This window comes from Jeotgalicoccus meleagridis (assembly GCF_903994045.1).
Lineage (GTDB): Bacteria > Bacillota > Bacilli > Staphylococcales > Salinicoccaceae > Jeotgalicoccus > Jeotgalicoccus meleagridis.
Window position 1 is genome coordinate 202,768 of the sequence record NZ_CAJEWD010000003.1, and the last position, 24,900, is coordinate 227,667.

Annotated in this window: 32 protein-coding genes; 15 read left to right on the forward strand and 17 right to left on the reverse strand. The window is 34.5% G+C overall.

Annotation, left to right across the window (positions count from 1 at the left end; all coding sequences use genetic code 11):
• Positions 1-66: 66 nt before the first annotated feature.
• Complete coding sequence (locus JEOSCH030_RS01150) at positions 67-1,725, reverse strand: ABC transporter substrate-binding protein (protein ID WP_185124797.1); 1,659 nt, start codon at positions 1,723-1,725, stop codon at positions 67-69.
• Positions 1,726-1,878: 153 nt separating this feature from the next.
• Between JEOSCH030_RS01150 and JEOSCH030_RS01155 the strand changes: the two genes are divergently transcribed.
• The gene (locus JEOSCH030_RS01155) at positions 1,879-2,115 is read left to right on the forward strand and encodes a DUF896 domain-containing protein (protein WP_185124798.1); all 237 of its coding nucleotides are present in this window, start codon (positions 1,879-1,881) and stop codon (positions 2,113-2,115) included.
• Between the two features lie 55 nt (positions 2,116-2,170).
• On the forward strand, positions 2,171-2,596 hold the full coding sequence (locus JEOSCH030_RS01160; RefSeq protein WP_185124799.1) for a MarR family winged helix-turn-helix transcriptional regulator: 426 nt from the start codon (positions 2,171-2,173) through the stop codon (positions 2,594-2,596).
• Between the two features lie 26 nt (positions 2,597-2,622).
• On the opposite strand, the gene mqo is transcribed toward JEOSCH030_RS01160, so the two are convergent.
• The 4 genes from mqo to JEOSCH030_RS01180 all read right to left on the reverse strand — a co-directional run bounded on the left by mqo (position 2,623) and on the right by JEOSCH030_RS01180 (position 5,664).
• Positions 2,623-4,092: a malate dehydrogenase (quinone) gene (gene mqo / locus JEOSCH030_RS01165; RefSeq protein ID WP_185124800.1), complete on the reverse strand. Its 1,470-nt coding sequence runs from the start codon at positions 4,090-4,092 to the stop codon at positions 2,623-2,625.
• Positions 4,093-4,123: 31 nt separating this feature from the next.
• Entirely contained in the window at positions 4,124-4,546 is a 423-nt protein-coding gene (locus JEOSCH030_RS01170; protein ID WP_185124801.1) for a universal stress protein, read from the reverse strand.
• Positions 4,547-4,563: 17 nt separating this feature from the next.
• Positions 4,564-4,986 (reverse strand): universal stress protein, encoded by a 423-nt coding sequence (locus tag JEOSCH030_RS01175; RefSeq protein WP_185124802.1) that lies wholly within the window; start codon positions 4,984-4,986, stop codon positions 4,564-4,566.
• 87 nt (positions 4,987-5,073) lie between these two features.
• A complete protein-coding gene (locus JEOSCH030_RS01180; protein WP_185124803.1) occupies positions 5,074-5,664 on the reverse strand; it encodes a TetR/AcrR family transcriptional regulator in 591 nt (196 codons plus the stop codon).
• Positions 5,665-5,807: 143 nt separating this feature from the next.
• Between JEOSCH030_RS01180 and JEOSCH030_RS01185 the strand changes: the two genes are divergently transcribed.
• Complete coding sequence (locus JEOSCH030_RS01185) at positions 5,808-7,376, forward strand: YhgE/Pip domain-containing protein (protein ID WP_185124804.1); 1,569 nt, start codon at positions 5,808-5,810, stop codon at positions 7,374-7,376.
• 58 nt (positions 7,377-7,434) lie between these two features.
• Here JEOSCH030_RS01185 and JEOSCH030_RS01190 read toward each other — a convergent pair whose 3' ends face one another.
• Entirely contained in the window at positions 7,435-8,706 is a 1,272-nt protein-coding gene (locus JEOSCH030_RS01190; protein ID WP_185124805.1) for a cation:dicarboxylate symporter family transporter, read from the reverse strand.
• A gap of 567 nt (positions 8,707-9,273) precedes the next feature.
• Here JEOSCH030_RS01190 and JEOSCH030_RS01195 point away from each other — a divergent pair.
• Both JEOSCH030_RS01195 and JEOSCH030_RS01200 read left to right on the forward strand, forming a co-directional pair.
• The gene (locus JEOSCH030_RS01195; protein ID WP_185124806.1) at positions 9,274-9,993 is read left to right on the forward strand and encodes an aggregation-promoting factor C-terminal-like domain-containing protein; all 720 of its coding nucleotides are present in this window, start codon (positions 9,274-9,276) and stop codon (positions 9,991-9,993) included.
• Positions 9,994-10,108: 115 nt separating this feature from the next.
• The gene (locus JEOSCH030_RS01200) at positions 10,109-11,242 is read left to right on the forward strand and encodes a trans-sulfuration enzyme family protein (RefSeq protein ID WP_185124807.1); all 1,134 of its coding nucleotides are present in this window, start codon (positions 10,109-10,111) and stop codon (positions 11,240-11,242) included.
• Between the two features lie 27 nt (positions 11,243-11,269).
• On the opposite strand, the gene JEOSCH030_RS01205 is transcribed toward JEOSCH030_RS01200, so the two are convergent.
• The 3 genes from JEOSCH030_RS01205 to JEOSCH030_RS01215 are packed head-to-tail and all read right to left on the reverse strand — an operon-like array spanning position 11,270 to position 12,975.
• Entirely contained in the window at positions 11,270-11,746 is a 477-nt protein-coding gene (locus JEOSCH030_RS01205; protein ID WP_185124808.1) for a peptide-methionine (S)-S-oxide reductase, read from the reverse strand.
• Between the two features lie 17 nt (positions 11,747-11,763).
• Entirely contained in the window at positions 11,764-12,411 is a 648-nt protein-coding gene (locus tag JEOSCH030_RS01210) for an HD domain-containing protein (protein WP_185124809.1), read from the reverse strand.
• Positions 12,412-12,426: 15 nt separating this feature from the next.
• Complete coding sequence (locus tag JEOSCH030_RS01215) at positions 12,427-12,975, reverse strand: MurR/RpiR family transcriptional regulator (protein ID WP_185124810.1); 549 nt, start codon at positions 12,973-12,975, stop codon at positions 12,427-12,429.
• Positions 12,976-13,089: 114 nt separating this feature from the next.
• On the opposite strand from JEOSCH030_RS01215, the gene JEOSCH030_RS01220 reads away from it, so the two are divergent.
• Positions 13,090-13,932 carry a YkvI family membrane protein gene (locus tag JEOSCH030_RS01220; protein ID WP_185124811.1) on the forward strand — a complete coding sequence of 281 codons (843 nt, stop codon included), beginning with the start codon at positions 13,090-13,092 and terminating at the stop codon, positions 13,930-13,932.
• A gap of 73 nt (positions 13,933-14,005) precedes the next feature.
• Here JEOSCH030_RS01220 and JEOSCH030_RS01225 read toward each other — a convergent pair whose 3' ends face one another.
• Positions 14,006-14,788: an acetoin reductase gene (locus tag JEOSCH030_RS01225; protein WP_185124812.1), complete on the reverse strand. Its 783-nt coding sequence runs from the start codon at positions 14,786-14,788 to the stop codon at positions 14,006-14,008.
• 173 nt (positions 14,789-14,961) lie between these two features.
• Here JEOSCH030_RS01225 and JEOSCH030_RS01230 point away from each other — a divergent pair, with 173 nt between their 5' ends.
• Positions 14,962-15,348 carry a GtrA family protein gene (locus tag JEOSCH030_RS01230; protein ID WP_185124813.1) on the forward strand — a complete coding sequence of 129 codons (387 nt, stop codon included), beginning with the start codon at positions 14,962-14,964 and terminating at the stop codon, positions 15,346-15,348.
• Between the two features lie 34 nt (positions 15,349-15,382).
• Here the strand turns inward: JEOSCH030_RS01230 and JEOSCH030_RS10885 are convergent, their stop codons facing one another.
• Both JEOSCH030_RS10885 and JEOSCH030_RS10890 read right to left on the reverse strand, forming a co-directional pair.
• The gene (locus JEOSCH030_RS10885) at positions 15,383-15,592 is read right to left on the reverse strand and encodes a hypothetical protein (RefSeq protein ID WP_328794770.1); all 210 of its coding nucleotides are present in this window, start codon (positions 15,590-15,592) and stop codon (positions 15,383-15,385) included.
• A 27-nt stretch (positions 15,593-15,619) separates the two neighbouring features.
• Entirely contained in the window at positions 15,620-15,772 is a 153-nt protein-coding gene (locus JEOSCH030_RS10890; protein WP_328794771.1) for a hypothetical protein, read from the reverse strand.
• Positions 15,773-15,933: 161 nt separating this feature from the next.
• On the opposite strand from JEOSCH030_RS10890, the gene JEOSCH030_RS01240 reads away from it, so the two are divergent.
• A complete protein-coding gene (locus JEOSCH030_RS01240) occupies positions 15,934-16,311 on the forward strand; it encodes a thiol-disulfide oxidoreductase DCC family protein (RefSeq protein ID WP_268883974.1) in 378 nt (125 codons plus the stop codon).
• Here the strand turns inward: JEOSCH030_RS01240 and JEOSCH030_RS01245 are convergent.
• On the reverse strand, positions 16,308-16,598 hold the full coding sequence (locus JEOSCH030_RS01245) for a hypothetical protein (protein ID WP_185124815.1): 291 nt from the start codon (positions 16,596-16,598) through the stop codon (positions 16,308-16,310). The genes JEOSCH030_RS01240 and JEOSCH030_RS01245 overlap by 4 nt on opposite strands.
• 190 nt (positions 16,599-16,788) lie before the next feature.
• Between JEOSCH030_RS01245 and JEOSCH030_RS01250 the strand changes: the two genes are divergently transcribed.
• Complete coding sequence (locus tag JEOSCH030_RS01250; RefSeq protein ID WP_185124816.1) at positions 16,789-17,460, forward strand: TVP38/TMEM64 family protein; 672 nt, start codon at positions 16,789-16,791, stop codon at positions 17,458-17,460.
• A gap of 29 nt (positions 17,461-17,489) precedes the next feature.
• Here the strand turns inward: JEOSCH030_RS01250 and JEOSCH030_RS01255 are convergent, their stop codons facing one another.
• Both JEOSCH030_RS01255 and JEOSCH030_RS01260 read right to left on the reverse strand, forming a co-directional pair.
• On the reverse strand, positions 17,490-18,128 hold the full coding sequence (locus JEOSCH030_RS01255; protein WP_185124817.1) for an NAD(P)-dependent oxidoreductase: 639 nt from the start codon (positions 18,126-18,128) through the stop codon (positions 17,490-17,492).
• Positions 18,129-18,144: 16 nt separating this feature from the next.
• Positions 18,145-18,597, reverse strand: coding sequence for an Rrf2 family transcriptional regulator (locus tag JEOSCH030_RS01260; RefSeq protein ID WP_407929459.1), 453 nt, complete (start codon positions 18,595-18,597; stop codon positions 18,145-18,147).
• Positions 18,598-18,740: 143 nt separating this feature from the next.
• On the opposite strand from JEOSCH030_RS01260, the gene JEOSCH030_RS01265 reads away from it, so the two are divergent.
• The 3 genes from JEOSCH030_RS01265 (at position 18,741) to JEOSCH030_RS01275 (ending at position 20,637) form a co-directional block, all read left to right on the forward strand.
• Complete coding sequence (locus tag JEOSCH030_RS01265) at positions 18,741-19,187, forward strand: YehR family lipoprotein (RefSeq protein WP_185124819.1); 447 nt, start codon at positions 18,741-18,743, stop codon at positions 19,185-19,187.
• Between the two features lie 150 nt (positions 19,188-19,337).
• The gene (locus JEOSCH030_RS01270) at positions 19,338-19,703 is read left to right on the forward strand and encodes a c-type cytochrome (RefSeq protein ID WP_185124820.1); all 366 of its coding nucleotides are present in this window, start codon (positions 19,338-19,340) and stop codon (positions 19,701-19,703) included.
• A 205-nt stretch (positions 19,704-19,908) separates the two neighbouring features.
• Complete coding sequence (locus JEOSCH030_RS01275) at positions 19,909-20,637, forward strand: SDR family NAD(P)-dependent oxidoreductase (protein WP_185124821.1); 729 nt, start codon at positions 19,909-19,911, stop codon at positions 20,635-20,637.
• A gap of 60 nt (positions 20,638-20,697) precedes the next feature.
• Here the strand turns inward: JEOSCH030_RS01275 and JEOSCH030_RS01280 are convergent, their stop codons facing one another.
• Positions 20,698-21,762 (reverse strand): DUF418 domain-containing protein, encoded by a 1,065-nt coding sequence (locus tag JEOSCH030_RS01280; RefSeq protein ID WP_235962184.1) that lies wholly within the window; start codon positions 21,760-21,762, stop codon positions 20,698-20,700.
• Between the two features lie 185 nt (positions 21,763-21,947).
• Here JEOSCH030_RS01280 and JEOSCH030_RS01285 point away from each other — a divergent pair, with 185 nt between their 5' ends.
• Entirely contained in the window at positions 21,948-22,394 is a 447-nt protein-coding gene (locus tag JEOSCH030_RS01285) for a YehR family lipoprotein (RefSeq protein ID WP_185124822.1), read from the forward strand.
• Between the two features lie 45 nt (positions 22,395-22,439).
• Here the strand turns inward: JEOSCH030_RS01285 and JEOSCH030_RS01290 are convergent, their stop codons facing one another.
• Positions 22,440-22,979, reverse strand: a complete 540-nt coding sequence (locus JEOSCH030_RS01290; RefSeq protein WP_185124823.1) for a DUF1697 domain-containing protein — start codon at positions 22,977-22,979, stop codon at positions 22,440-22,442.
• Between the two features lie 110 nt (positions 22,980-23,089).
• Here JEOSCH030_RS01290 and JEOSCH030_RS01295 point away from each other — a divergent pair, with 110 nt between their 5' ends.
• A complete protein-coding gene (locus JEOSCH030_RS01295) occupies positions 23,090-23,848 on the forward strand; it encodes an SDR family NAD(P)-dependent oxidoreductase (RefSeq protein WP_185124824.1) in 759 nt (252 codons plus the stop codon).
• 119 nt (positions 23,849-23,967) lie between these two features.
• The gene (locus JEOSCH030_RS01300) at positions 23,968-24,750 is read left to right on the forward strand and encodes a PhzF family phenazine biosynthesis protein (protein ID WP_185124825.1); all 783 of its coding nucleotides are present in this window, start codon (positions 23,968-23,970) and stop codon (positions 24,748-24,750) included.
• Positions 24,751-24,900 lie beyond the last annotated feature (150 nt).

A 24,900-nucleotide genomic window follows, 5' to 3' on the forward strand; every position in this document is an offset into this window, starting at 1 on the left:
TTCGACACTATGAACCCAATTTTTTATAGAAAAAAAGGAGACACCTAAATGTCTCCTTCTTGATCATTATTTAAAGCTTACATTTTCTAAGCGTATATATCCTGCTGCATCTAATTCTACACTTTCAAGTTGATCAGAATTGTAGGCTAAAGTCATATTAGGGTGAACAAGAGGAATGTAAGGCAATTCTTCCATTAAAATTTGATGGATTTTTTCATATTCAGTCTGACGGACAGATTCTTCTGTAGCACTCCTAGCTTTTTCTAATAAGTCATCTACTTGATCGTTCTTATAGAAAGCACGATTACCGCCAAAACCTTCATTACTACTTAGTGTCAGTGAAGATAAGAGATAATCAGCATCACCTGTTGAAGCTGTGAAACTTAAGAGAAACATATCATGTTGTCCATTTCCTAAACGTTCAAGGAAAGTTGCCATCTCAAATTGCTCTACATTAATATTAATGTTTAATTCTTTAAGTTGTTCTTGAATATAGACTGACGTATCAACTAAATCTTGACTATCATTAACCCAGATAGTTGCATCAAATCCTTCCGGATATGAGGATTCTTTTAATATTTCTTTAGCTTTGTCCATATCTTCTGTAAGACTTGGTAATTCTTCTGAGAAACCAAATGCACTTTCTGAAACTAAACTATTAGGAATGGTCGCTTTGCCATCGTATATTCCATCTCTAATCGCTTCTCTATCAAGCGCATAAGAAATAGCTTGTCTAACTTTCACATCAGTAAATGGCTCAGATTCGGTGTTAAAGCCAAGATAATTCGTTCTTAATGATTCTGACTCTACCAATTCAGTACTTGGGCTATTGTCGATACGATCAAACATCGCCATCTCAACAGGACTCGTGATATTAATGCCTCCAGATTCTAGTTCTGCCATCATTGAACCAGATTCAGGGATAATCTCAAATGTTAGATTATCAACTTTACTGTCACCAACAAAATCGTCAAATCTAACCAACTCTAGATTTTGACCTGGAGCTCTTGCTTCAAATTTAACATGATTGGTACCATCAGGATGCTCTGATATGTATTCACTAGTGAATTCTGCTAGCTGGTCTGAGACATTTGTAAACTCTTCATTTCCACTTTCTCTAAGATCATAATACTCCTCTAAAGTAATATCTAAGTTTGCTGCTTCAATCGCATTAGTATAGTCTTGATCGATACTTTCCTTACTCATAATACTTGCTGCAGTATGTGCTAAATTATCTGCTAGAGGTGCGAAAGGATAGCGTGTTTTTATATTTATCTCATAATCATTCACAATTTCTATGTCCTCTATCATTTCAAATAGAAATTGAGTTGGCGCAGCAACTGTTGGATCAACGACACGCTCTAATGATGCTTTCACATCTTCAGCTGTAAATTCTGAACCATTATGAAACTTTACGCCTTCTTGAAGTTTGAAATTCCAAGTTGTTTCATCTACTTGTTCCCATTCTTTTGCTAAACCTTCTTTATGACTCATATCAGAATTTCTGGCGACTAAGGTCTGAAATATTTGTCGTCTGACCTGGATACCAACCACATCATTTGTACCATGAGGGTCCACAGTAGAGAAGTCTTGGTCTAAACCAACCGTAATATCACCAGTCTTTTCTTCGTCTGAACTAACTTCTTCTTCTACATTACTATCACTCGTACACGCTGCTAAACTAAAAATAAATACACTTATAAATAGAATTAAGATTTTTTTCATATAATGTTCCCCTTTAATTGTTTGAATATTTAAATTATATATACAAAAGACAATAAAAGCTATATAAACTATAAAATTTGACAAAACAACATCCTAGTAGTAGGATGTATATAGCCTAGTAATAGGATATCAAAAATGAAAGGAGAAATACGCATGATTTCTAGTTTAAAACGCATTAACGAACTGGCTCAAAAAAACCGTGCTGAAGGCCTAACTGAGGCTGAAATAGCTGAAAGAGCTGAGTTAAGAAAAGAATATTTACAGGAAATTCGTGGTCAGGTTTCTTCTAATATCACTTCAATTACGATTCAAAATGAAGAAGGTATAGATGTTACACCTGCCAAACTAAACGTTGAAAAAGTTAAAAAATACTTGGACGGTTTCCAATAAATAATAGCCTTCACCAGCTAAGGTGAAGGCTCATTTTGTTAGAGGAGTGAATACTTTGAATAAAAATATTGATACGACGCTTTTTAAACATTTAATTAACGCGTCTAAAATTATACATGATCAAGTATTTAAAGATATTAAAAAATATGGCTTAACTTATGAAAACTTAATGGTTTTAGAATGTTTATATCACCATGGTCCACACTACATACAAGTTCTAAGCGATAAACTATACATTCCTAGTGGAAGTATCACCTATATAGTTAATAAACTAGAAAAGAAATCCTTAGTCCGACGAGAAATACAATCCTACAATAAAAGATATTGCAAAGTGTTTATCACGGATGAAGGAGAATCTTTATTCACAAAAGTTGACGCAATTTATACCGACAATATCGAATTAAGCTTCTCTAACTTAAGTACCAATCGTAAAAAAGAAATAAACAATGCCTTAAAACAAATATGTCAAAAAGAGGAGTAGGGTTTTAATCCTACTCCTCTTATATATTATAATCCTAATATAGCTTTACTCTCTTTTCTAATTCCTCTCATAAGTTCATCGTCATCAATTAATGATTGTCCGTATGATGGAATCATCTCAACCAACTGCTCTTTCCACTCTTCAATATAACCCGGGAAATTTTTCTCAATAATTTCTAGAGCAACAGCAACGGATACAGAAGCACCAGGAGATTCTCCTAATAGCGCCATAATACTGTGATCTTCTGAATTAATAACCTCTGTTCCAAATTGGATATAACCTCGGCCATCGGCTTGACTGTCTTTGATTACTTGGACACGTTTACCGGCTATGTGTAAATCCCAGTCCTCATCTTTAGCATCAGGCACAAATCGTCTTAACTCTGTCATACGATCTTTTTTCTTCATCAACACTTGTTCAATTGAATATTGAATTAAAGGAAGATTTTTAGCACCAGCTATAAGCATTGTCATAAGGTTACTGCTATTTACTGATTTAAATAAATCGGTATTAGAACCATACTTCAACAACTTAGGTCCAATCGCTGCAAAAGGTCCAAAGAGTAGACTTTCTTGACCGTTTAAATAGCGACGGTCTAAATGAGGCACTGTCATAGGCGGTTTGCCCTCAGGCTCTTTACCATACACTTTGGCTTGGTGTGCATTCACTATAACAGGATTATTACAAACTAAGAAAGCGCCACTAATTGGAAAACCACCGATGTGCTTACTTTCTTTTATTCCTGTTTTTTGAAGTAGGGGAATAGCGTGTCCGCCAGCACCGATGAAAACATAGTCTGCTGTATGGAACTCTAAACTTCCTCTGTCGTTTTGCACTTGTACTTCCCATCGTCCATCATCTAAACGGCGGAAACCTTTAACTTCATGATTAAAATGAACAGATGTCCGATTTAAACTTGATAAATTGCTTACCAACTGACGGGTGAGCGCTCCAAAGTTCACATCTGTACCATAATCTACCTTACTTGCTGCGAGCGTTTCATTTTCTGATCTACCATTCATCATGAGTGGGATCCAATTCTTAATCTCTTCATGATTTTCTGAATATTTTAGTCCCTCAAACATCGCTAAGTCTTTTAATGCCTCATATCTTTTCTTAAGAAAATTAACATTTTTACTTCCTTCAACAAAGCTGATATGAGGGAGTGGTTTAATAAATGAAGATGGTTCTTCTAAGACTTCATTCTTCACTAGGTAGGACCAAAACTGCTTAGATATTTCAAATTGTTCATTAATTACTTTAGCTTTTTCAAAATCTATGGAACCATCTTCCTGTTCAACTGTATAGTTCAACTCACATAAAGCAGCATGTCCTGTTCCTGCATTATTCGTCTCATTAGAGCTTTCTAATGCCGGCTGATCTAAACGCTCGAACATCTTTATGTTCCATGATGGCTCTAGTTTTTTAATAAAAGTTCCAAGGGTGGCACTCATAATTCCTGCACCAATTAAAATAATATCTTTAGACTCTGACATAGGTGAACCTTCTTTCATATTAAACTCGAATTTATTTAATAATGATTACCGGTATATTAACACGTTTCGCAATCTTATGCGTTACATGTCCTAAGACATGTTTTATCTGCATTCTAGAGCGTTTGTTAGACATCACTACAACGTCATAATTACCGTTATCAATCTCTTCTTTTAAACTCGCAATAACGGGTCCAGACTTAAATTTAAATTCATAGTTTAAAGGACGGCTATCAAGTTCTTTTTTAAAGAAGTCCATATCTTCTATTCGCTCTTTAGTGATATCATCAAAATGCTTACCTTGAAATTTTACGTTATCCGCCATTTCATTTTCTGGAATGACATTAAAGACCGTCACTTTAGCTTCTTCGTTTCCACGAGTTAACTTAACAAGCTCATCTGGTACATTTGTAAATGAGTTTCCAAAGTCAAAGGGAACTAAAATATTTTTATACATTAAGCATTCCTCTCTTTCTATTTAACAATCATTACTGGAATATTGATTCGCTTAGCTATCTTATGCGTCACTTGCCCAAGTACATGTTTAATTTCTCGTTTAGAACGCTTGTTACTCATAACGACCATGTCGTAGTCATTATTTTTGATTTCATTCATAAGTGTTGGAATTACTCTACCTGTTTCAAAGCGAACTTGATAGGTTAGATTCAATTCATCAAGCTTGTCTGTAAAAGGTTTCAATTCTCTTTTCTTGTCCTCAACAATTTCATTGAAGCGTTTGCCATTAAATTTCACATCGCTAGACATTTCATCCTCTGTAATAACGTTAAAAATTGTTATCATCGCATTTTCGTCTGGGTCTGTTAATTTAATCAGTTGATCGGGTACATTTTCAAATGAGTTTCCGAAATCATAGGGTAGTATAATATTTTTGTACATTCACACTCATCCTCATCTATTTTTTCTCATCAATACAATACTCTTTCCCCTGTTAGGGTAATTTAAAGCATGATTTACAAAATCATATCAAATTCCAGCAGCCTTGAATACACCATTTATAGTGAAGGTATCGATATAATTTGCCATTTTCTCTACAGGTATGACACAGCCATCTTGTAACCACTTCATCATAATCCCCATATGAGCGTGAATAAGATAGATAATTAGATATTCTTCATCAACTTTTGATTTGAACTTAACATCGAATTCTCTACTTTTATCACTATAAAAGTTATACATATGTTGAGAAAATTTTTCCGATAAAGCGTTAGTACCTAAGCCAGCAGCAATGACCATTACTCTTTCTTTATTCTCTTTAATGTAGGAAAAAAATGAAATAATTACTTGGCGTAAATTTTTCTCATCTAAATCACTTAAATTTTCTCCTTTAATATTGTCGTATAATAAATGATCAATCGCTTCAACCATTTCTTTTTGGTAACTTTCAATCAGTTCATATTTATCTTTATAATATGCATAAAATGTCCCTCTATTTATCATGGCTTCATTACTAATATCTTGAATAGTAATTCTTTCAAAGGATTTCTTCTCTAATAATGATACAATTGCACGGTCAATTGCAGCCATTGTCTTTTGAACTCTCAAATCTTTTTTCATTTTATCCAACCTTTCCAAACGAAGTGTCGGTTATCTTACAAACCAAATAACATCGTCTATTGAAAAATTTAATTTGCGACATATAATGAATTATTGTACACTTTGTATAATAACTTTAACACAAAAAATGAAAGGATGATAAAATGCTCGATGACTTTAAATTTATTTTTAAAAAACCTGCACTTTTAGTTTCTCTACTCGCTATCGCCTTGCTTCCTGTAATATATGCTGTTACTTTTCTTGGGGCGATGTGGAACCCTTATGAAAGAACACAAGATTTAAATTTTCACATAGTAAATGAAGATACGGGTACTGAGGATATAAATATCGGTAATAATATAGAAGAAGAATTGGAAGAAAACGATCAGTTAAATTGGAAATTCACTAGCTTAGAAGAAGCTGAACAAGCACTCCATGATGGTCAGGCATACGGTTATATATTAATTCCTTCTGATGCCTCAGAAAATGCTGAAACTTTTCTAACAGACGATGCCAAACAAGTAAACCTTGAACTACACACTAACCCTGGCTATAACGTTATTGGTTCTATAATGGCTGAACAAGCGGGGTCTGAATTAGAAAACACTGTACGTTCAGAAATATCTAGCACCTACACAAGTGCTTTAATAGAACAACTTGGTCAATTAGCCGATCGTAGTGATGAAGCTGGACAAGCAATCACAGATTTAAAAACAGGTGCAGAAGACTTAGATGAAGGTATTGGTCAAGTAGAACAATCTGCTGGACAGCTTTCAGAAGGTGCAAATACTTTATATAGTGGAGAACAACAATTCTCAAGTCAGTTAGAACAATTAGCACCAATGTTAGGAAACTATGGTACACAATTAATTTCTGCTCAAAACCAATTAGAAAGTGGAGCAGGTGAACTCAACAACGGTCTAAATCAAATGACTTCAGGTGTTGGTGAATTAAAAGCAGGTTCAAACCAATTATCTACTGCGCTTGAAGACATCGATAATCAATTCCAAGGACTACAAGAAAAAATGGAAAATGAAAATCTCGCCTTTACTAAAGAAGGTGCAGATGCAATCACTAACCCAATCAATCTAACAACAGTCAATATTGTTGAAGCAGATACCTATGCACAAGGTTTTGCTCCATTAATCATTTCAATTTCTGTCTTTATTGGTGCAATTACTTTCAATGTAGTTTATCCAACTAATAAACAGTTCGGTACAGACACTTCAATCTTTAAACGTTGGATTGGTCGTGGTCTATTGATTCTGAGTCACTCATTAATCATCTCAGTCTTCTTATACATTGCTATGGCATGGGGAATGCAGATTGGTATTGCTGATAATCTTAAATTCTTTACCATCATGTTCTCATGGGCGGTTGTATCGATTACCTTAATTTCAGCCTTAGTCACAATGCTTGGAAATGTCGGTAAATACATTGGTATTATACTCTTGGTTCTACAACTTGCTGCAAGTGGCGGAACCTTCCCAATTGAAACAGCCAATAACTTTTATCAAAAACTCTTTGAAATCATTCCTATGGCTTACACCGTTACTGGGTTTAAAGAAGCTATTTTTGATCAAAGTTTCAATGTCGACTTCTCGACAATTATGCTCATCTTAGGTGCTGTTGCTTTAATCTCATATTTAGTGATACTTCTATTCTTCTTCTTGAAGAAAAAATTCCCTAAATATAAAGATAAAATCACTGAAATGAGTAGATTTGAAAGTTAAAAATAAGAAGAAAAAACCAGCTCAGTTAACTGAGCTGGTTTTTTTCCTACATATAATACTACAGAGTAGAAAGATATTCTTCTCCTTTTTCTTTATCATATGATTTCTCCCATTTAGCAATAAAGATTGCTGCGACCGAGTTACCTAAAACGTTGACACAAGTTCTAAGCATCTCAAGTATTCTATCTACACCAATGATTAAAGCTAATCCTTGTGGATTTAAGCCCATTGATCCAAGTGTTGTTAGAAGTACTACAATAGATGCGCCTGGAACACCTGCCATACCTTTAGATGTAATCATCAAAGTAAACATTAACAAAATTTGTTCCCCGATACTCAAATCAACGCCGTAAAGTTGTGCCACAAAGAGGGCCGCAATAGATTGATACATAGCTGCACCATCTAAGTTGAAAGAATATCCTGTTGGAATAACAAAGGATGCAATGTCTCTTGGAACACCAAAGTGTTCCATCTTTTTCATTACTATAGGAAGTACTGATTCAGAGCTCGCTGTGGAGAAGGCGAGTAGTAGTTCATTTTTTAATAGTTTAATTAAAGCAAAAATACTAACACCACAATATTTTGAGACAAGTCCTAACACTATAAAAATAAAGAAGAACATAGCCACAATAACAACTAAACATAATTTTAATAATGGTATTAAAGCAGACAAACCAAAAGTAATGATTGTCGTTGTAATAAAGGCAAACACTGCTAATGGTGCTAATAATAAAATTTTACTAATCATCCAAAACACTGCGTCAAGTACACCTGATAAAACATTCTTAACAGGTTGCGACTTCTCTCCAATAGAAGCTAAGGCAAGACCAAAGAAGACTGAAACGAAGATGATTGGTAATAAATCTCCTTGTGCCATGGCATCAATGATGTTCGGTGGAATAATATTAACCACAGTATCAATTAATGAATTCGCATATTTTGTTTCTTCTGCCGTCGTTGCAGTTTGTTCATATGAAGAAATATCTCCCTCAGGTAATAATGAAGGATCTAAACCTTCACCTGGTTTAAAGATATTACCAAATAAAGAACCTAAGAAAATTGCAAAGCTAGTCATAATGACAAAGTAGAGTAAGGTTTTCCAACCATATCTACCAATTGTTGCTTTATCTCCAACATTAGCAATGGCTAAAGATAAAGAACAAAAAATTATCGGTACGATAACCATTTTAATAAGATTTAAAAAGATATCTCCAAGTGGTTGAATATATCCTATTGCTGTAACGTTCCCATGCAAGATTGCTCCAAGGCCAATACCAAGTACAAGAGCAATTAAAATTTGTGCTGGTAAACTTATTCTCTTTTTCTTCATCTTGCTTACCTTCTTCCTAAAAAATTACACCAATCAACCCCTTATGAAAATGAACTCCCGATACAAAGTGGTCACACACTCTGTATCGGGCTTCAATTCATTCAAGTATTGTTTATCTCTCTATTTTTTAAAAAGATTTATATAAATTTTATAAAATGATATTGGTGTATTTAATGTTGTTCGCATTCTTTATTTAAAAATGCACATTTATTATTATAATCCGACTGTAAATAAAAGCATAGAAAAATTTTTTATTTAAATAACATTTAATTAAAACGATGGGGAAAATAAGAAATTATCTAATCAATTTAGTAAAAAACTGTTAAATTAACAGTTTAATTTCCATAGTGTTACTTCAATAGTCTGAAATAATACAGGAGTATTACACTATTACAAAGTAATGTCTAACTGTAATTGCATTATTATTGACCTGTAACATACGTAATCAAATTCTGTGGTACATTAGTAACTGTCGTAAAGAGGAAGTAGATACGAGTGCTTGTTCAGAGGAACAGTTAAAGAAGTGCACAATTTTAATATATTTATATTTTTTGGAGGAAGTAAATAATGAAGAAAACAATATTAGCAACATCATTAGCATTAGGATTAGGCGTAACAGGTGTCGTAGCAGATCAAGAAGCAGAAGCATCATCAATCAACAAAGAAGAGTTAGCTCAAACAGCTCAAAACAACCCAGCTGAATTAAATGCAGCTCCAATCCACGAAGGTGCATATGACTACAACTTCACACTAAACAACGTAAACTATGATTTCTCTTCAGATGGAAATAGTTACTCATGGGCTTACAGTGCAAACGGTAATGCTACAGCAACTAACTACACTAACGAAACTGTAGAAGCTCCTAAAGTAGAAGAAATCCAAGTTGAAGAAGTTCAAGAAGTTGAACAAACTAACTACACTGAGTACAACACTCAAGAAACACAAACTCAACAAGCTGCTCCTGCAGTTGAAGAAAAACAAGAAGTTTCTCAACCAGCAGCTCCAGCTCCAACACAATCAACTTCATCATCAAATGGTTCTACTAAATCACAATTCTTAGCTGCAGGTGGTACCGAAGCTATGTGGAATAACATCGTTCTTCCTGAGTCTGGCGGTAACCCAAGTGCAGTAAGCCCTAACGGCTACCAAGGTCTTGGACAAACTAAAGAATCTTGGGGAACTGGTTCAGTAGCTGACCAAACTTCTGGTATGCTTAACTATGCTAAACAACGTTACGGTTCAATTGACAATGCAATTCAATTCAGAAATGCAAATAACTGGTGGTAAGATCCGCTTTTAACAAAAATAACTCTGGAGTACATCACTCCAGAGTTATTTTTTTATATGCTGTATAATATATTTAATAAGTTTTAGTATTAAATTAAAAAATAGGAGGCATCATATGCAGTTTGAATCTAAAGCAATACATATAGGTAGACAAGTAGACCCAAACACCGGCGCAGTCACTACTCCCATCCACTTATCTTCAACCTACGAAAGACAAGGTGATGGATTATATATCAACGATACAATGTATAGTCGAAGTAAAAACCCAAATAGAAGATCTCTAGAAGAATGTCTAACATCTTTAGAAAATGGCTTTGACACTATTGCCTTTTCTTCTGGTATGGCAGCTATTACAGCTGTTATAGAATCTTTACCTACAGATAAACCACAGCGAATAATCTTACCAGTTGAGATGTATTTTGGCGTTAAACTACTCTTAGATAAGACAGATATTGGCCGCCGTTTTGAGTTTGAAATGGTTGATATGACTGACCTTAAAGCAGTTGAAAAAATAATTAATGAAAAGCCAACAGGTATGGTATGGATAGAATCTCCTTCTAATCCACAAATTAATATTACAGATATTAAAGCTGTAGTTGCTCTAGCTGAAAAAGTAGGAGCAGTCACTGTTGTTGATAATACGACTGCCTCTCCTCTATATCAACAACCACTGTCTTTAGGTGCAGATTTTTCTCTACACTCTGTAACTAAATACATCGGAGGACACAGTGATGTACTTCTCGGTGCTGTTATCGCTAAAGAAAATAGTGAGATGCTAGAAAGTATGAGGCTTCATCAAGCAAATAAGGGTGGTGTGCCTTCACCATTTGAATGTTGGCTTGCACTTCGTGGTATTGAGACACTTGCCATAAGAATGAGAGCTCATAGCGAAAATGCTATGGCAGTTGCTAAGTTTTTAGAAGCTCACGAAAAAGTTAGTGCTGTACATTACCCAGGTTTAGAAACTCATCCTAGTTATGAGATTGCAAAAAATCAAATGAGTGGTTACGGTGGTCTTTTATCGTTTGAAGTAGTAGGGGGAGAAAAAGAAGCGCTCAAAGTAGCAAACAGTGTAAAAATGATTGTTCAAGCGACTAGTTTAGGAAGTACGCATTCTTATATTGAGCATCGTGCTTCTGTAGAAAAAGAACTCACTATCTCACCGGAAAGTCTTTTAAGATTGTCTGTTGGACTTGAAAATGCTATAGATATTAAAGCTGACTTAGCACAAGCTTTAGACAATATATAAATAGAAAGGCCGCCAAACGCGGCCTTTCTATTTATTTTTATATTTATTTAAAAGATCAAGTGGAATGTGGCAATAATCATTTGGATAATGGTCCAAACGATCTTGATGTTCATCTGCACTTCTTATGTAATTCGATAAAGGTCGCACTTCAACAGCGATTTCATCTCTATCTTCTCTAACTTCAATAAAAACTCTTGCCTCATTCAAGTGATTCATGTTTTCACTGTATATACCAGTTCTGTATTTAGGGCCTATATCTTCACCTTGTGCGTTGATACTATAAGGATCGATGATTTCAAAAAGATAGTTCATTAAATCTGACACAGAAATCACACTGGGGTCAAAATCCGTCTTAACACATTCAACATAACCATCATAAGTACCATCTAAAGTGTCTGAATCTCCATTCGCACGTCCCGCTTCAGTATGTATTATGCCAGGTAATGTTTTTATAAAAGCTTGAACACCCCATAAACAACCACCAGCTACATAAATTGTTTCCATTAAAATACCTTCTTTTTCTAAATTTCGCTGTTCCACTCTTTATAAAATTGCTTTAAGAACAAACGCATAAAGTCTTCTCTTTCTTTAGCCAACTGAACAGCTCTATCTGTATTTAAATAATCCTTTAATAACAATAACTTCTCGTAAAAATGATTAATAGACGTCGACTTCCCTTGTCTATATTCCTCAGCACTCATTTCTTCTCTTACACTTATAGCTGGATCATACATCGGCTGACCTTTTGCACCTCCATATTGAAAGGTTCTGGCAATACCTATTGCTCCTAGAGCATCTAAACGATCTGCATCCTGGACAATTTTTGCCTCAATAGTTGTTAAGGGCTCACCATGGCCACCTTTAAAGGAAATTGTTTTAATAATATCCATAATTGTAGTGACTCTTTCTTCAGAGACATTTAGTTGGAATAAAAACATCTCAATTTGCTCCATGGCTTTATCCACATTTTCTACTAATTTATCGTCAGCAAGGTCGTGTAATAGAGCTGCTGCGATAACAACAAAGTCGTCAGCTTCTTCATATTTCAATAAGTCTTTTGCAAGATTTGCCACTCTTTTAAGATGATACCAGTCATGACCTGTAGTCTCATTTAATGACTTTTGTTTGACCCAGTCTTCAATTTTTAAAATTTTCTCTTGATCGTCCATGTTTTCCCCCAATGGTTATTCCTTAAATTTCGTTTTTGTATCTTCGCCAATCAAATATTTCTTTTCTTCTAAAATACTCGCTAGAGCCTCTACGTTCTCTCCTGATTGTGGTGCTAATCGACTACCATACTCAACAACTAATGCCTCAATTATCGAAATTATAGAAACGACTGTAAAATGTTTAGTACTCGCTTCTACCTTTAATATCACTTTAGCATATTGACTCATTGGATTAGACAGTTCATCAGTAATTAAAATAAGGGGGACTCCTTTTTCATAGGCGGTCTCAGCGACATCAATCATACTCTTTGCATAAGGGGAGAAAGAAATCAGTACAATAGCATCCTCTTTATCTAGTAAGAGTGTACGATCTAATATACTATCTGTATCCATAGCTAACTGATTCACCCTAGGTTCAAATTCTAATATGAGTGTTTCCATGTACATCGCTAATGGACGATATGGTCTAGATCCTGTCAGGTAGATATGGTTACTATCTACCAGTATATTTACTGCCTTATGAACGCTATCTAATAACTGAGCTGTTAAAGTTCGGTCTAACACTTTGATATTTTCTTTCCAGATTTCCTCTGATAGTTCATTCGATTCTATTTCAAAAGATGATTGAACTGTTCCCCATTTATAAGCGCAGATTCCTATGATATATCATTAAATGCCATGTTCGGTCCTAGTATCGGACGCGTTATTGATTACTTACTTATTTTCTTTTTATACGGCACAACAATCATTATGATTGCTGGCGGCGGAGCCGCATTTTATGATGGCTTTAGAGTACCCGCTTGGCTAGGTTCTCTCATTATTGTGGTACTTTTATTTATTGTTTTACAAGTTAAATTTGATAGAATCATTTCCATATTAGGTGCAGTGACACCTTTATTAATAATTACTGTTTTAATTATTGCAGGTTATAACATAATCGATCCACCTGTGCCTTTTAGCGAGGTAGATTCATATACAGATAAGTCGACTACACCAACAAAAGTATGGTGGTGGGATGCCGTTACTTATGGTGGTTTGATTATTGGTAATAGTTTTTCCTTCCTAACGATCGTTGGAGCAGATGCTGACAGACATAAAATTGCTAGACGTGGAGCCTTGTACGGCGGTGTCATCTTCTCTGTCTTATTACTGATTATGGTTGCAGGACTCTTGTTCAATATCAAAGAAGCAAACACTGTAGAACTCCCGACCTTACTGATGGCAGAACAGATCCACCCAATTTTAAAATATGCTATGGCAACAGTCATGGTCGCTGTTATCTTTAATAGCTGTGTGGGTATGCTCTATCCTTTATTAACAAGATTTACTACACCAAATACTAAAAAATATAGACTCGCACTAATAATTTTACTTATTTTAGCTTACCTATTTAGCTTTGTTGGCTTTGCAGAATTAGTAAACCTAGTCTATCCACTATTTGGTTATATTGGCTTATTCATTACACTCGCTTTATTAATTAGATGGTTTAGAAATAAATTTACTAAGAAAAGATTAATGTAAGATAAAACACCCTAATGTCATGAAAAATCATAGCATTAGGGTGTTTCTTCGTTATGTTTATATGTGCTTACTATTATCTGTAGACGATACCGCCATCTGTTAGAATCGCTTGACCAGTAATATATCCTGCATCTTCTGAAGCTAGGAAAGCGACTAAGTTGGCAACATCTTTTGGTTCTTGAGTACGTCCGAGTGAAATACTTGATGCATATTGCTCTAGAGCTTCACCTTTTTTCGTACCAATCACTTCCATGAATTTTTCATCAAGACGATCCCACATACCTGTTGCTGCAATACCAGGACAATATGCATTCACTGTAATATTATCTTTAGCGAATTCTTTAGAAGCAACTTGTGTTAATCCACGTACTGCAAATTTAGATGCACTGTAAGTAGATAGGAAATCAAATCCTTCATGACCAGCAATACTTGATGCGTTTATGATTGTACCACCGTGTCCTTGTTTTTTCAGTTGAGTTGCAGCTGCTTGTATACCATAGAAAACACCCTTAACATTGACGTCTAGGACAAAGTCCATGTCCTCTTCAGTAATGTTTTCGAATTGCTCAACAGCACCTTCCACTCCAGCATTATTAATGTAAGCATCGATATGACCGAAAGCATCAACAGCTGCTTCGATTAGTGCTTCATGGTCAGCTTTTTTAGACACATCAGCAACTTTTGCAATGACATCATAGCCTTTACCTTTCAGTTCCTCTAACGTTTCATTTAGTACTTCTTCATTGATATCACTGAGAACAACTTTAAAACCGTTCTCTCCTAATTTCTCTGCAATTCCTTTACCTAAACCTTGAGCTGAACCTGTTACTACAGCAACTCTTTCATTATTAGCCATGAATATACCTCCAAATTAATGTTATACATTTATATATTATACTCTGAATATAAAGAAAAAACTAATTTTTAGACTTGGGTTTTTATGATGATAAGTGGCGAAGAAAACTTTCCAAAATAGAAAGAAAAGACACTCTGTGCTATAATTCGAACGAAATATAGGCAGGTGTCTTTATGAAAAAAGTGGAATTTCTTAAATATATTTTGATTTCATGTGTAGGAGGTCTTCTAGATTTAGGCCTCTTTTATGCATTGGTTACACTAACTGATATTCATGTTCAAATAATAAATTTAATCAGTACTTATGTCGGCGTCTCAACCAATTTCATCTTAAATTACTATTTCAATTTTAAAGCTGCCAGTAAGTTTTTCAAAAGATACCTTGCTTTTCTAAGCGTTGGCATCGTCGGACTGGCGATTGTATCTTTGTTAGTGTTTATTTTTCATCAAACTCTTGGATGGAATCCTGTACTTGTTAAAATTTTAGCAACCATGTTTGCTACTGTGGTTCAGTATTTATTTAATCGCTACATTTCTTTTAGAAGATATAGAGCTGAGTAAACTCTAAAGAAATAATTCATGAATTAAGCTCCACTTATTTTTCAGCTTTATACAAGATTGTTTGAATAAAGAAGGTAATGAAGCTGAGTAGAAGTGTTGCTCCGCCACCAATGTAAAGAATTAAAGTAACCACATCTGGTAAACCAAGTGAAGCGACATTGTTTACAAACATACCTAATACTAAACCTGTCGTCCCAATGACTGCTGTCCATACATGGAACTTAGCTAGACCATTGTACTTCACATTAAATGTTTGATAGAAGACTGCCCATTAGAACAAGCTAAGCCATCCGACCACTAAGATATGTGCATGAATTGGACGTAGGGCATATGACCCTGATCCTGCCATATGAGCACCCATGAGTGAACCAATTAAGCCAAAAATCCCAGCAGCAACTAATAGAAATTTAACTGGACTTTTCATAAAAATTCTCCTTTGATGTTTTATAATAAGTCCATTATAAAATCTCAATATGAACTCTATATGAACACATCAGAATTTTTTAAACAAAGCAACATGCAATGCTTAATACTGCTAGTGACGTATAATAGTCATTAAAAAGGGATTATGAAATAGGTGATTAAATGAAAGTTCTAATCTACGATGGAGACTGTAACATGTGTAGTCGTCTCATCCAATTTGTGGTTCTTATAAATAAAGATAAAGACCTCTATATTACAGACTTTAATAGCCAATGGACTAAAAACAATAGTGACTTAGTTCCTGAAATAAATAGTCTAGTTTTTGTAAATGATTCTCAAGTTTCCGTTTATTCAGAAGCGGTCATCGAGCTCTCAATCGCTTTACATCCGCTATTAAAACCTATCAAACTCGGTTATCTCATCCCTAAAAAATTAAGAGATGGTTTATACAAAATAATAGCTAAAAATCGGCATAAATTCTTCAAACAAGATGCCTGTAAATTAGCTAATGAAAAATTTAAGGCCATGTATTTAAATTAGAGGCTTGTTATAAAGTTCTCTTCAGCTTCACTAGATGGAGAAAAAACTATTTCTTCTTTGATATCTTGCTTCATAAACTCATCGTAAAGTTGTTTAGCAACAGTAGCGTTAAAATCATTTTGAAATTCAAAATACACTTCAATTTCATTATCATTTTCGGCTCCAACACCTACTAGATAAGCAACAATATCTTCTTCAGTGCATAAAGTTAAATACTTTACGTTTTTAATATCAAGTTGCTGTTCAAAGTCACGAATCGCTTCTCTTTCAACAGTTTTAATTTCCACTAATAAAACCTCCTTTTGTTTAAATACATTTACCCTATTCTATAATCCGACAATCTTTATAACATTCACATATAATAAAAATGATTTTATTGTTAAAAAATCTCTATTCTCTTTTACATTAAAGACAGTTAAAGTTAGACTTAGAAAACAACACTCTCACTTCTAGAGTTGAGAGGCAGGAGGAAAAGTTATGAACTCAGATGAAAAATCAGATGGTTTTTCCTTAAAATCTACCATTTCTCTTGTAACTATGGTAGGTGTCATTGGATTATTAATATGGCTGAGTTTTAACGTCGATGTCCCTGAACCTAGAGTCTTAAGAGAGATGATTCAAGGTTATGGTTGGGCAGGATGGCTCGTTTTTATAGGAATTACTGCCTTAATTGCCATCACTCCTATCCCTGTAACGATTCCCGCTCTAGTAGCTGGTTCTTTGTACGGAGCAATTGCCGGAAGCTTATTCTCTTTTGTAGGTGTCTTAATCGGTTCTTGGTTAGGATATTGGTTAGCACGATTAACTGGACAAGAAGTCACTTTTAAATTACTTGGTCATCACGGAGATACAGTCAAAAAATATTTAAGTAATGCTGGTTTTTTAGCTATGTGCACAGCAAGATTAATGCCAGGCCTTCCATACTGGCCAGTTAACTATGGTGCAGGGGCTTTAGGCATCAATCAATATACATTTTTATCTGCAACTTTTATCGCAACGATGCCAGGACAAGTTTCTCTAGTTGCTCTTGGTGCCTTCTTAACTAATCAAACTTTTTTTAACGGTTTAATCTTAGTCATCGCATGGATTGTAGTGCTGGTATCTACCTGGATCTCATATCGTTATTGGCGTAGTTCTAGAAAAAATTAAAAAACTGTTAGCCCCTAAAGGCCAACAGTTTATTTTTCTTCACCAACAACAGTAAAGCGTTCGTTTTTATGTTTTTTATCTTCTATTTCGTCTACAACCGCAATTGCATAATCTGCATAACTAATGTAACTATTACCAATTGAATTCACTAACAAATTATCTTTACCTGTTTGATATGAACCTGTTCTCACACCATCTGCTCTAAAGTCTGCAGAAGGACTAATAAATGTCCATGTTAAATCTGTTGTTTCTTTTAAGTCCTTAAGATTTCTACCTTGCCCTTTAGCAGTAGGCTTGAACGCATCAGGAAATTCTGGTGTATCAATTAGTGCAGTTGTTTGATCTTCATCTACATATAAACTCCCAGCACCGCCTACAACAATTAATCTTGTGTCTGTACCACTTAAAGCTTTAATTAAGCTTTGACCAGCTTCTACATGGATATCCTCTTCACCGAGTGGTGCACCAAATGCATTGACGACAACTTCAAATTGATTTAAATCTGTAGTGGTCAAATTAAAGATGTCTTTTTCAATTGCGATAACATCTTTATTCGAGACCTTAGCAGCATCTCTAACAATTGCTGTCACATTATGGCCTCTCTTTACTGCTTCCTCTAAGACTAAACTTCCGACTTTTCCACTTGCACCTATAACTCCTATATTCATATAAAAATGCCTCCTATTATCTTTTATCATATTCAATAATCTTACTTACTATATTCTCGAGAGTGACATTTTTTAGTACGCTTTCCATAGCTGTCTGAGCATTTTCTAAGATAACTTCGAGCACCATCTGGATATTTGCTCCAACAACACATTTAATATTAGTATCCTCGTGAATTTGGAATAATTCTCTTTCCTCTACAACTTCGACTGCTTTATAGACATCAAATAAAGTAATATCTCTCAAAGGTTTGACTAACTCAATCCCCGAATTACCTTGAGATACATCTATGAACTCAGCTTCTTTGAGTTTAATCATCAATCGACGGATAACCACAGGGTTTGTGTTAACACTATCGGCAATTTGTCTGGAAGTTAAATTACCATAATCATCAAAACTTATCAGCGCTAACATATGGGCTGCTACGGTAAAACGACTACTAATTTTCAAAATATCACCTCTTGTAACCATTGTAGTTACAAGTAATCACCATTACAATTTATATGCTTGAACGACTGAAAATATATAAAGTAAATAATTTACAGAAAAGTTACATGTTTATTATTTAGAAATTAGGTAATAAGTTGGTAACAAACAATAAGGGGAGTATTGATATGAAAAAAGCTTGGATGTTATTTGTGTTAGCAATGGTAACTGTTGTACTAGCAGCATGTGGTAGTGAAGAAACCAGAACTTTTGAAATGGAGGATACCGGTCTTACGAGCACACTGACTTATACTTATAGTGGCGACGAAGTAACAAGCCAAACAGCTGAGAACGTTTTAAATTATGAAGAATTAGGTATTGAAAAAGCTGATGCAGAAGAAATACTTAATCCTGTAGCTGAACAATACGAAGGTTTGGAAGGCATTGAATACAGCATTGAATATGGGGATGAAGAAGCTGTAGAAAGTATTGAAATTAATTATGAAGAACTGGACTACGAAAAAGCACAAGGGGTAGAAGGAATTCAATTAGAAGGTAATCCAGAAGATGGCGTCAGCATGGAGAAATCTGCAGAAATGGTAGAGGAACAAGGCTATACTGAAGTTGAAGAATAATCTCTAAAGAGAAAAAACTGAACAGATTAAGTAATATTATTTCCAATATATGTAGATTTTAAATTCTAAATTTTCTCAAAATATGTTTTTTTGTGAAAAGTTGGGTATATTAGATATATAGTATCATTAATAATATTAGGGGGTCAGTTTATGTTTTTCAAAAGATTATTGATGGCTGGTGGGCTTTCTATGGTGCTTGTACTCGGCGCCTGCGGTGGTTCAGATGAAGAGAGTACGGAAGAAGAAGGTACAGAAGAAGGTGCGACGACAGAGGAAGACAATAGTGCATCTAGCGGCGATGTTGATGCTGAAGGTATTGCGCGTGATAACTGTGCATCTTGTCACGGTGAAGACTTCTCAGGTGGCGTAGGACCAGCACTTGCTGGAACAAGTCTTAGTGAAGCTGATTTCGAAGAAACTGTAAGAAATGGTCAAGGTCAAATGCCTGCATTCAGTGAAGATCAAGTTAGTGATGACGAACTCTCTGCACTTTATACATTCTTTAGCGAACAATAATAACTTAAGATTATAGGTAAATAAATAGTTTTTAGCTGGGATATGAATATATTCATATCTCAGCTTTTTCATATTACACTATTTAAAAAATATTTCCTTTGTTTATTGTGAATAAAATCACATGTTAAATATGTAGAGTTGTATATACATTCTGAAAATTATGATGATATAATTAAGTTAAGGAAAACAATATGGAGGTAATGGAATGTCAAAATTACAAGACAAAGTCGTCATTATCACTGGTGGTATTTCAGGAATCGGTAAAGCTTCTGCAGAGTTATTTAAACAAGAAGGTGCCAAACTCGTACTAGTAGATTTAGATGAGACAAAAGGACAAGCAGTTGCAAAAGAAATCGGTGGAGATACTATATTCGTTCAAGCTGATGTAACTAGTGAAGCTGATGCGAAGAAAGTATTTGATACAACAACTGAAAAATTTGGTCGCTTAGACATACTATTTAACAATGCCGGTGTAGGTGCAACCAAGCCAACTCATGAAGTTTCTTATGAAGAATACCGCAAAACAGTCAACGTTGATCTAGATGCTGTATTTTTATTCTCTAAGTTTGCAATCGATTTATTCAGAGAACAAGGTAATGGCAATATCATTAATACAGCTTCTATGTATGGGTTGATTGGCGCAGCAGGTAGTGCCGCTTATAATGCTGCAAAAGGTGGCGTAATCAATTTAACACGTTCTCTTGGTATAGAGTATGCAGCTGAAAATATTAGAGTAAATGCCTTATGCCCAGGTTTTATAGATACCCCTATTATTCCTGCAGAGATGAAACAATCTCTGTCTGATATCACACCGATTGGTCGTTTAGGAACCTCAGAAGAAATGGCAAAAGCAGCGTTATTCTTAGCATCAGATGATTCATCATTCATGACTGCTAACACTCTTACAGTCGATGGTGGATTTACAGCGCAATAAATTCTAAATGACATATTAAAACAGGAAGAAAATCATAATGATTTTCTTCCTGTTTTTCATTTATCTCATTGGCATAATTTTTAAGTAAGTTAAGCATCTCCAAATATACTCTAATGGTCCGTATCTAAAGGCTTTAAGCCAGAAGTAAGTGAAGATTAATTGAATTAAATAAATTACGATAGAAAGGATAAGTGTGTGTATTAAACGAACTGGCCCATTAAACAAGAACGCTCCTGCTAGGTAAATTAAGATTGTTTGGCCAATATAGTTGGTTAAGGCCATTCGTCCATAATATTTTAAAGGTGTTAATAATTTCTGTCCTATATTGGTGTTTAACAAACTAATCAATAATGAAGTATAGAATATTGTCAGTACAGGCGATAGCATAAAGACAACATGGTTATATGTGTTTACTTGAATCGGGTATTTCTCATAGGCCTCTTTAGTTTGTTCTATTAACTCAAAGTGAGGCAAGACATAAAATGATTGCATGATTATAACTGCTACAACGCTTGCAATCCCTGAAACCACACCAACAATTTGCCATTTTCTTTTAGCCGTCTTAAATGTATAAATTAGGTCGTACTGTGCAAAGACATATCCTAATATAAAGTATGAAAGTACGGCTATTATCTTAACGTCAAAATATAGACATGCACCTAGAAGTAGTATGCCAAGAACTAAGTTCACTTCTTTCTTTAAAAATGAAAAGATGATCAATATTAAACCAAATATTGAATAACTCAACAAGGCTTCTCCAGGCTGAAGTTGCATGTGAAGTAAACCAAATATTGCTAGCACTATAATTCTTCTTAAGTACAATAGGTAGGTGTTTTGTTCTTTCTTTTTCGTATTACTTATAAAGATATAAAAACCAATTCCAAAAAGTGTAGAAAAGATTGTAAAGAACTTACCTTCTACAAAAAAATCTAAAAGTTTCCTGTATAAAATATCAGTTTCTGTCTGTGGCCACTGAACAGCAATAATCGCACCGACATTGACTAGTATAATTCCGAGTAATGCAAATCCACGTAAGTAATCTAAGGTATCAATTCTTTTAGGTAGTGTAGTCATTTTATTTTCATCTCGTTTCTCGTATTTTTCACAAGATGTATCGTACCGCATTAAATATCTCTAAACAATAACTGTGACAATAATGTCACCTCAAGAGTCTAAAGTGTAAGAAAAAATATATTCTATTTTTCTGTTTTTAATTACAGAAATAAGAAAAGTAATTTTTATAATAATAAGTTTATACTTTATACCGAAAGGAAACTTTCATGGTATCAAATATAAAGGAGACTATTGTTATGAAAAAAGCTTACATGTTTTTTGTATTTGCGATCTTAACTGCAGTAATGACTGCATGTGGTAGTGAAGAAACTAGAACTTTTGAAATGGAAGAAACCGGCACGAAAAGTACTATTACTTATACCTACAGTGGTGATGAAGTATCTAAACAAACAGCTGAAAATATCGTAAATTATGAAGAGTTAGGTATTGAGAAAGCTGATGCAGAAGAAATAATTAAAACTGTAGCTGAACAATACAAGGATATAGATGGTGTTGAGTACAGTGTTGAATATGGCGATGAAGAAGCTGTAGAAAATATTGAAATTAATTATGAAGAGCTAGATTATGAAAAAGCTCAAAAAACAGATGGAATCATGTTACAAGGTGACCCGGAGAAAGGTATTAGTATGGAAAAATCAGCAGAAATGATAGAAGAGCAGGGTTATACTGAAGTTGAAGAATAGATTATAAAACTAAGAGCCCTGAGCATTTTATGCTCAGGACTTTTTTTATTCACTAGTATTTGTTTTAATGATGATTTTTTCCATAGTATTTTGATTACGAGTTGTGAGTGAGATACCAAGCTTCTTTTCTAAGAAATTGTTGTTCACCTTAGAATTATGCATACCGTTAGGAAGATAATAATATATCGCCTCTTTTGTGAAGGTTACATACTCTTCATCTTTTGATAAAGACAGTATCTCAGCTTCTTTTTCAACTTCAATATGCGACATACTTGTAGCGATAAAAACAACGTTATTTTTATATGATGCATCTTTATATGGATTGTTTTTCATTATAACTTCAAGCTCAGCAACAGTTTTAACGACTACTGGTAATTCAGCACCTAACTCACTTTTTATTACGTTATGCATATGCTCGCTAATCTCTTTTGCAGATTGCTCAGAGTCAAAGATAATATTCCCACTTTGAATATAAGTCATAACATTTTCATAACCAGCTTCTGTTACAACCTTACGTAAATCCGCCATCATCACCTTATTTTTTCCTGTAGGCATGACACCTCTTAACAAAGCAATATATTTCATCATTACCCTCCTTAAAATACCTTATTATAAATTATTCAAGCTAATATTTTGATTATTCTATCTAATCATTCCTATACTTAAATTACTAACTATAAAGGAGTTTTGCAATAATGACAGAAAAAATTGTACTCATCACAGGTGGTGCCGGTGGAATTGGTCAAGCTATTGCGAAAGAACATTTAGATAAGGGTAATAAAGTTGTACTTGTCGATTTAAAAAACGAAGCGCTGATTGAAGCGAAGAAAAACCTTGATAGTAAAGATATTGAATTAATTGTTGGTGATGTTACTGATGTAGATAGTGTGAAAAACTTTGTTGATTTAACAGTTGATAAATTTGGTCGCATAGATATTTTTTATAATAATGCAGGCATCAATGGTCCTTTTAAACCTATAAAGGAATTAGATAAGAATGAATTCGATACGATTATGTCGATTAATACAACAGGTATTTTTCTCGGTCTAAAATTTGTTATTCCTCAAATGGAAAAACAAGGATTTGGTAGTATTGTGAATACCGCTTCAAACGCAGCTTATATAGGATCTGCAGGGATGGCAGGTTACATTGCTTCTAAACATGCTGTAGCTGGTTTAACGAAGACTGCAGCCTTAGAAGTTGCACCACACAATATTAGGGTTAATGCGATTGCACCAGCTGCGATTGATACGGACATGCTGGCAGATATTCAAAATAACTTATCTCCAGGTGAACCTGAAAAATCAGGAGAAGCGCTTAAACAAGGCATCCCATTCGGTCGCTTTGGTACTCCTGAAGAGGTTGCAAAAGTAGCATACTTCTTAGCATCTGATGATGCTTCTTTCGTTACAGGGTCCCTGTATAACGTTGATGGTGGTATGCAGGCAGATTAATATTTTCAATGGCAATAACATATATTTCTCATAAAATTATCTTCCTCATAAGTTAAATTAGCTTATGAGGAATTTTTTAGTATGCTAAATAAAGAGAATTATAGTTGAGGAGTGCTTAGATGAAACAGTATGTTGTTGATGCTTTTACAAACCAAGTTTTCAAAGGTAACCCAGCTGCAGTATGCATAATGGACAAATGGTTGGATGATGAAACCATGCTTGCCATCACAAAAGAGAATAATTTATCAGAAACTGCTTTTGCAGTGAAAAACGAAAATAAATATCAGTTAAGATGGTTTACTCCAGGTGGAGAAATAAATTTATGTGGTCACGCTACACTCGCTACTGCCTTTGTCATCATGAACTTTGTAGATAAAGATATTAAAGACATTACTTTTACTACGCTTAGTGGAGATTTAGAAGTGACTAAAGAGAAAGAACTTTATCGTATGACATTTCCAGCTTATGAATTGAAGTCTTTAGATGTTTCACAAGAAATCATTGATACTTTAGGGGACACACCAGAAGAAGTATATATAGGACGAGATTTATTATGTGTGTTTAAAGACCAGGAACAAGTCACGAACATACAGCCAGATATGGATAAAGTAAAACAACTCGACGGTTTGTTGTTACACGTCACAGCAGCTGGTAATGATAGTGACATAGACTCTATTTCCAGAAGTTTTGGACCTAAACTAAATGTAGTAGAAGATCCAGTGTGTGGTTCAGGACATTGTCATATTGTGCCGTATTGGTCAAAAGAGTTAAACAAAGAGGAAATTGTTGCATATCAAGCTTCAGAACGTGGGGGAATGCTGTATACAAGATATCAAGGGGACAATGTGACCTTAGCAGGAGAAGCGGTACTATTTTCAAAAGCTGAGATTTTTGTGGGTTAAGTGAATACTTCATATCCTTTGGTTTTTTATCATGATAGAAAGATAGCCAAATCCCAAGTGGGTTTGGCTATTTGATATTTACTTAAAAATGTGAAATTAGGGTAAAGAATGAAGGGTAAGACTTTAAAAAATATACGTTATAGTTTTTCT

Coding starts and splice junctions, on each gene's coding strand:
- JEOSCH030_RS01185 (WP_185124804.1), top strand. CDS start 5,808: ATGCTCGATGACTTTAAATTTATTTTTAAAAAACCTGCACTTTTAGTT.
- JEOSCH030_RS01285 (WP_185124822.1), top strand. CDS start 21,948: ATGAAAAAAGCTTACATGTTTTTTGTATTTGCGATCTTAACTGCAGTA.
- JEOSCH030_RS01230 (WP_185124813.1), top strand. CDS start 14,962: ATGAAAAAAGTGGAATTTCTTAAATATATTTTGATTTCATGTGTAGGA.
- JEOSCH030_RS01225 (WP_185124812.1), bottom strand. CDS start 14,788: ATGGCTAATAATGAAAGAGTTGCTGTAGTAACAGGTTCAGCTCAAGGT.
- JEOSCH030_RS01150 (WP_185124797.1), bottom strand. CDS start 1,725: ATGAAAAAAATCTTAATTCTATTTATAAGTGTATTTATTTTTAGTTTA.
- JEOSCH030_RS01295 (WP_185124824.1), top strand. CDS start 23,090: ATGACAGAAAAAATTGTACTCATCACAGGTGGTGCCGGTGGAATTGGT.
- JEOSCH030_RS01275 (WP_185124821.1), top strand. CDS start 19,909: ATGTCAAAATTACAAGACAAAGTCGTCATTATCACTGGTGGTATTTCA.
- JEOSCH030_RS01210 (WP_185124809.1), bottom strand. CDS start 12,411: ATGGACGATCAAGAGAAAATTTTAAAAATTGAAGACTGGGTCAAACAA.
- JEOSCH030_RS01270 (WP_185124820.1), top strand. CDS start 19,338: ATGTTTTTCAAAAGATTATTGATGGCTGGTGGGCTTTCTATGGTGCTT.
- JEOSCH030_RS01205 (WP_185124808.1), bottom strand. CDS start 11,746: ATGGAAACAATTTATGTAGCTGGTGGTTGTTTATGGGGTGTTCAAGCT.
- JEOSCH030_RS01290 (WP_185124823.1), bottom strand. CDS start 22,979: ATGAAATATATTGCTTTGTTAAGAGGTGTCATGCCTACAGGAAAAAAT.
- JEOSCH030_RS01240 (WP_268883974.1), top strand. CDS start 15,934: ATGAAAGTTCTAATCTACGATGGAGACTGTAACATGTGTAGTCGTCTC.
- JEOSCH030_RS01280 (WP_235962184.1), bottom strand. CDS start 21,762: ATGCGGTACGATACATCTTGTGAAAAATACGAGAAACGAGATGAAAAT.
- JEOSCH030_RS01175 (WP_185124802.1), bottom strand. CDS start 4,986: ATGTACAAAAATATTATACTACCCTATGATTTCGGAAACTCATTTGAA.
- JEOSCH030_RS01190 (WP_185124805.1), bottom strand. CDS start 8,706: ATGAAGAAAAAGAGAATAAGTTTACCAGCACAAATTTTAATTGCTCTT.
- JEOSCH030_RS01180 (WP_185124803.1), bottom strand. CDS start 5,664: ATGAAAAAAGATTTGAGAGTTCAAAAGACAATGGCTGCAATTGACCGT.
- JEOSCH030_RS01200 (WP_185124807.1), top strand. CDS start 10,109: ATGCAGTTTGAATCTAAAGCAATACATATAGGTAGACAAGTAGACCCA.
- JEOSCH030_RS01155 (WP_185124798.1), top strand. CDS start 1,879: ATGATTTCTAGTTTAAAACGCATTAACGAACTGGCTCAAAAAAACCGT.
- JEOSCH030_RS01250 (WP_185124816.1), top strand. CDS start 16,789: ATGAACTCAGATGAAAAATCAGATGGTTTTTCCTTAAAATCTACCATT.
- JEOSCH030_RS01265 (WP_185124819.1), top strand. CDS start 18,741: ATGAAAAAAGCTTGGATGTTATTTGTGTTAGCAATGGTAACTGTTGTA.
- JEOSCH030_RS01300 (WP_185124825.1), top strand. CDS start 23,968: ATGAAACAGTATGTTGTTGATGCTTTTACAAACCAAGTTTTCAAAGGT.
- JEOSCH030_RS10890 (WP_328794771.1), bottom strand. CDS start 15,772: ATGAAAAGTCCAGTTAAATTTCTATTAGTTGCTGCTGGGATTTTTGGC.
- JEOSCH030_RS01220 (WP_185124811.1), top strand. CDS start 13,090: ATGTTCGGTCCTAGTATCGGACGCGTTATTGATTACTTACTTATTTTC.
- mqo (WP_185124800.1), bottom strand. CDS start 4,092: ATGTCAGAGTCTAAAGATATTATTTTAATTGGTGCAGGAATTATGAGT.
- JEOSCH030_RS01170 (WP_185124801.1), bottom strand. CDS start 4,546: ATGTATAAAAATATTTTAGTTCCCTTTGACTTTGGAAACTCATTTACA.
- JEOSCH030_RS01195 (WP_185124806.1), top strand. CDS start 9,274: ATGAAGAAAACAATATTAGCAACATCATTAGCATTAGGATTAGGCGTA.
- JEOSCH030_RS01255 (WP_185124817.1), bottom strand. CDS start 18,128: ATGAATATAGGAGTTATAGGTGCAAGTGGAAAAGTCGGAAGTTTAGTC.
- JEOSCH030_RS01260 (WP_407929459.1), bottom strand. CDS start 18,597: ATGGTTACAAGAGGTGATATTTTGAAAATTAGTAGTCGTTTTACCGTA.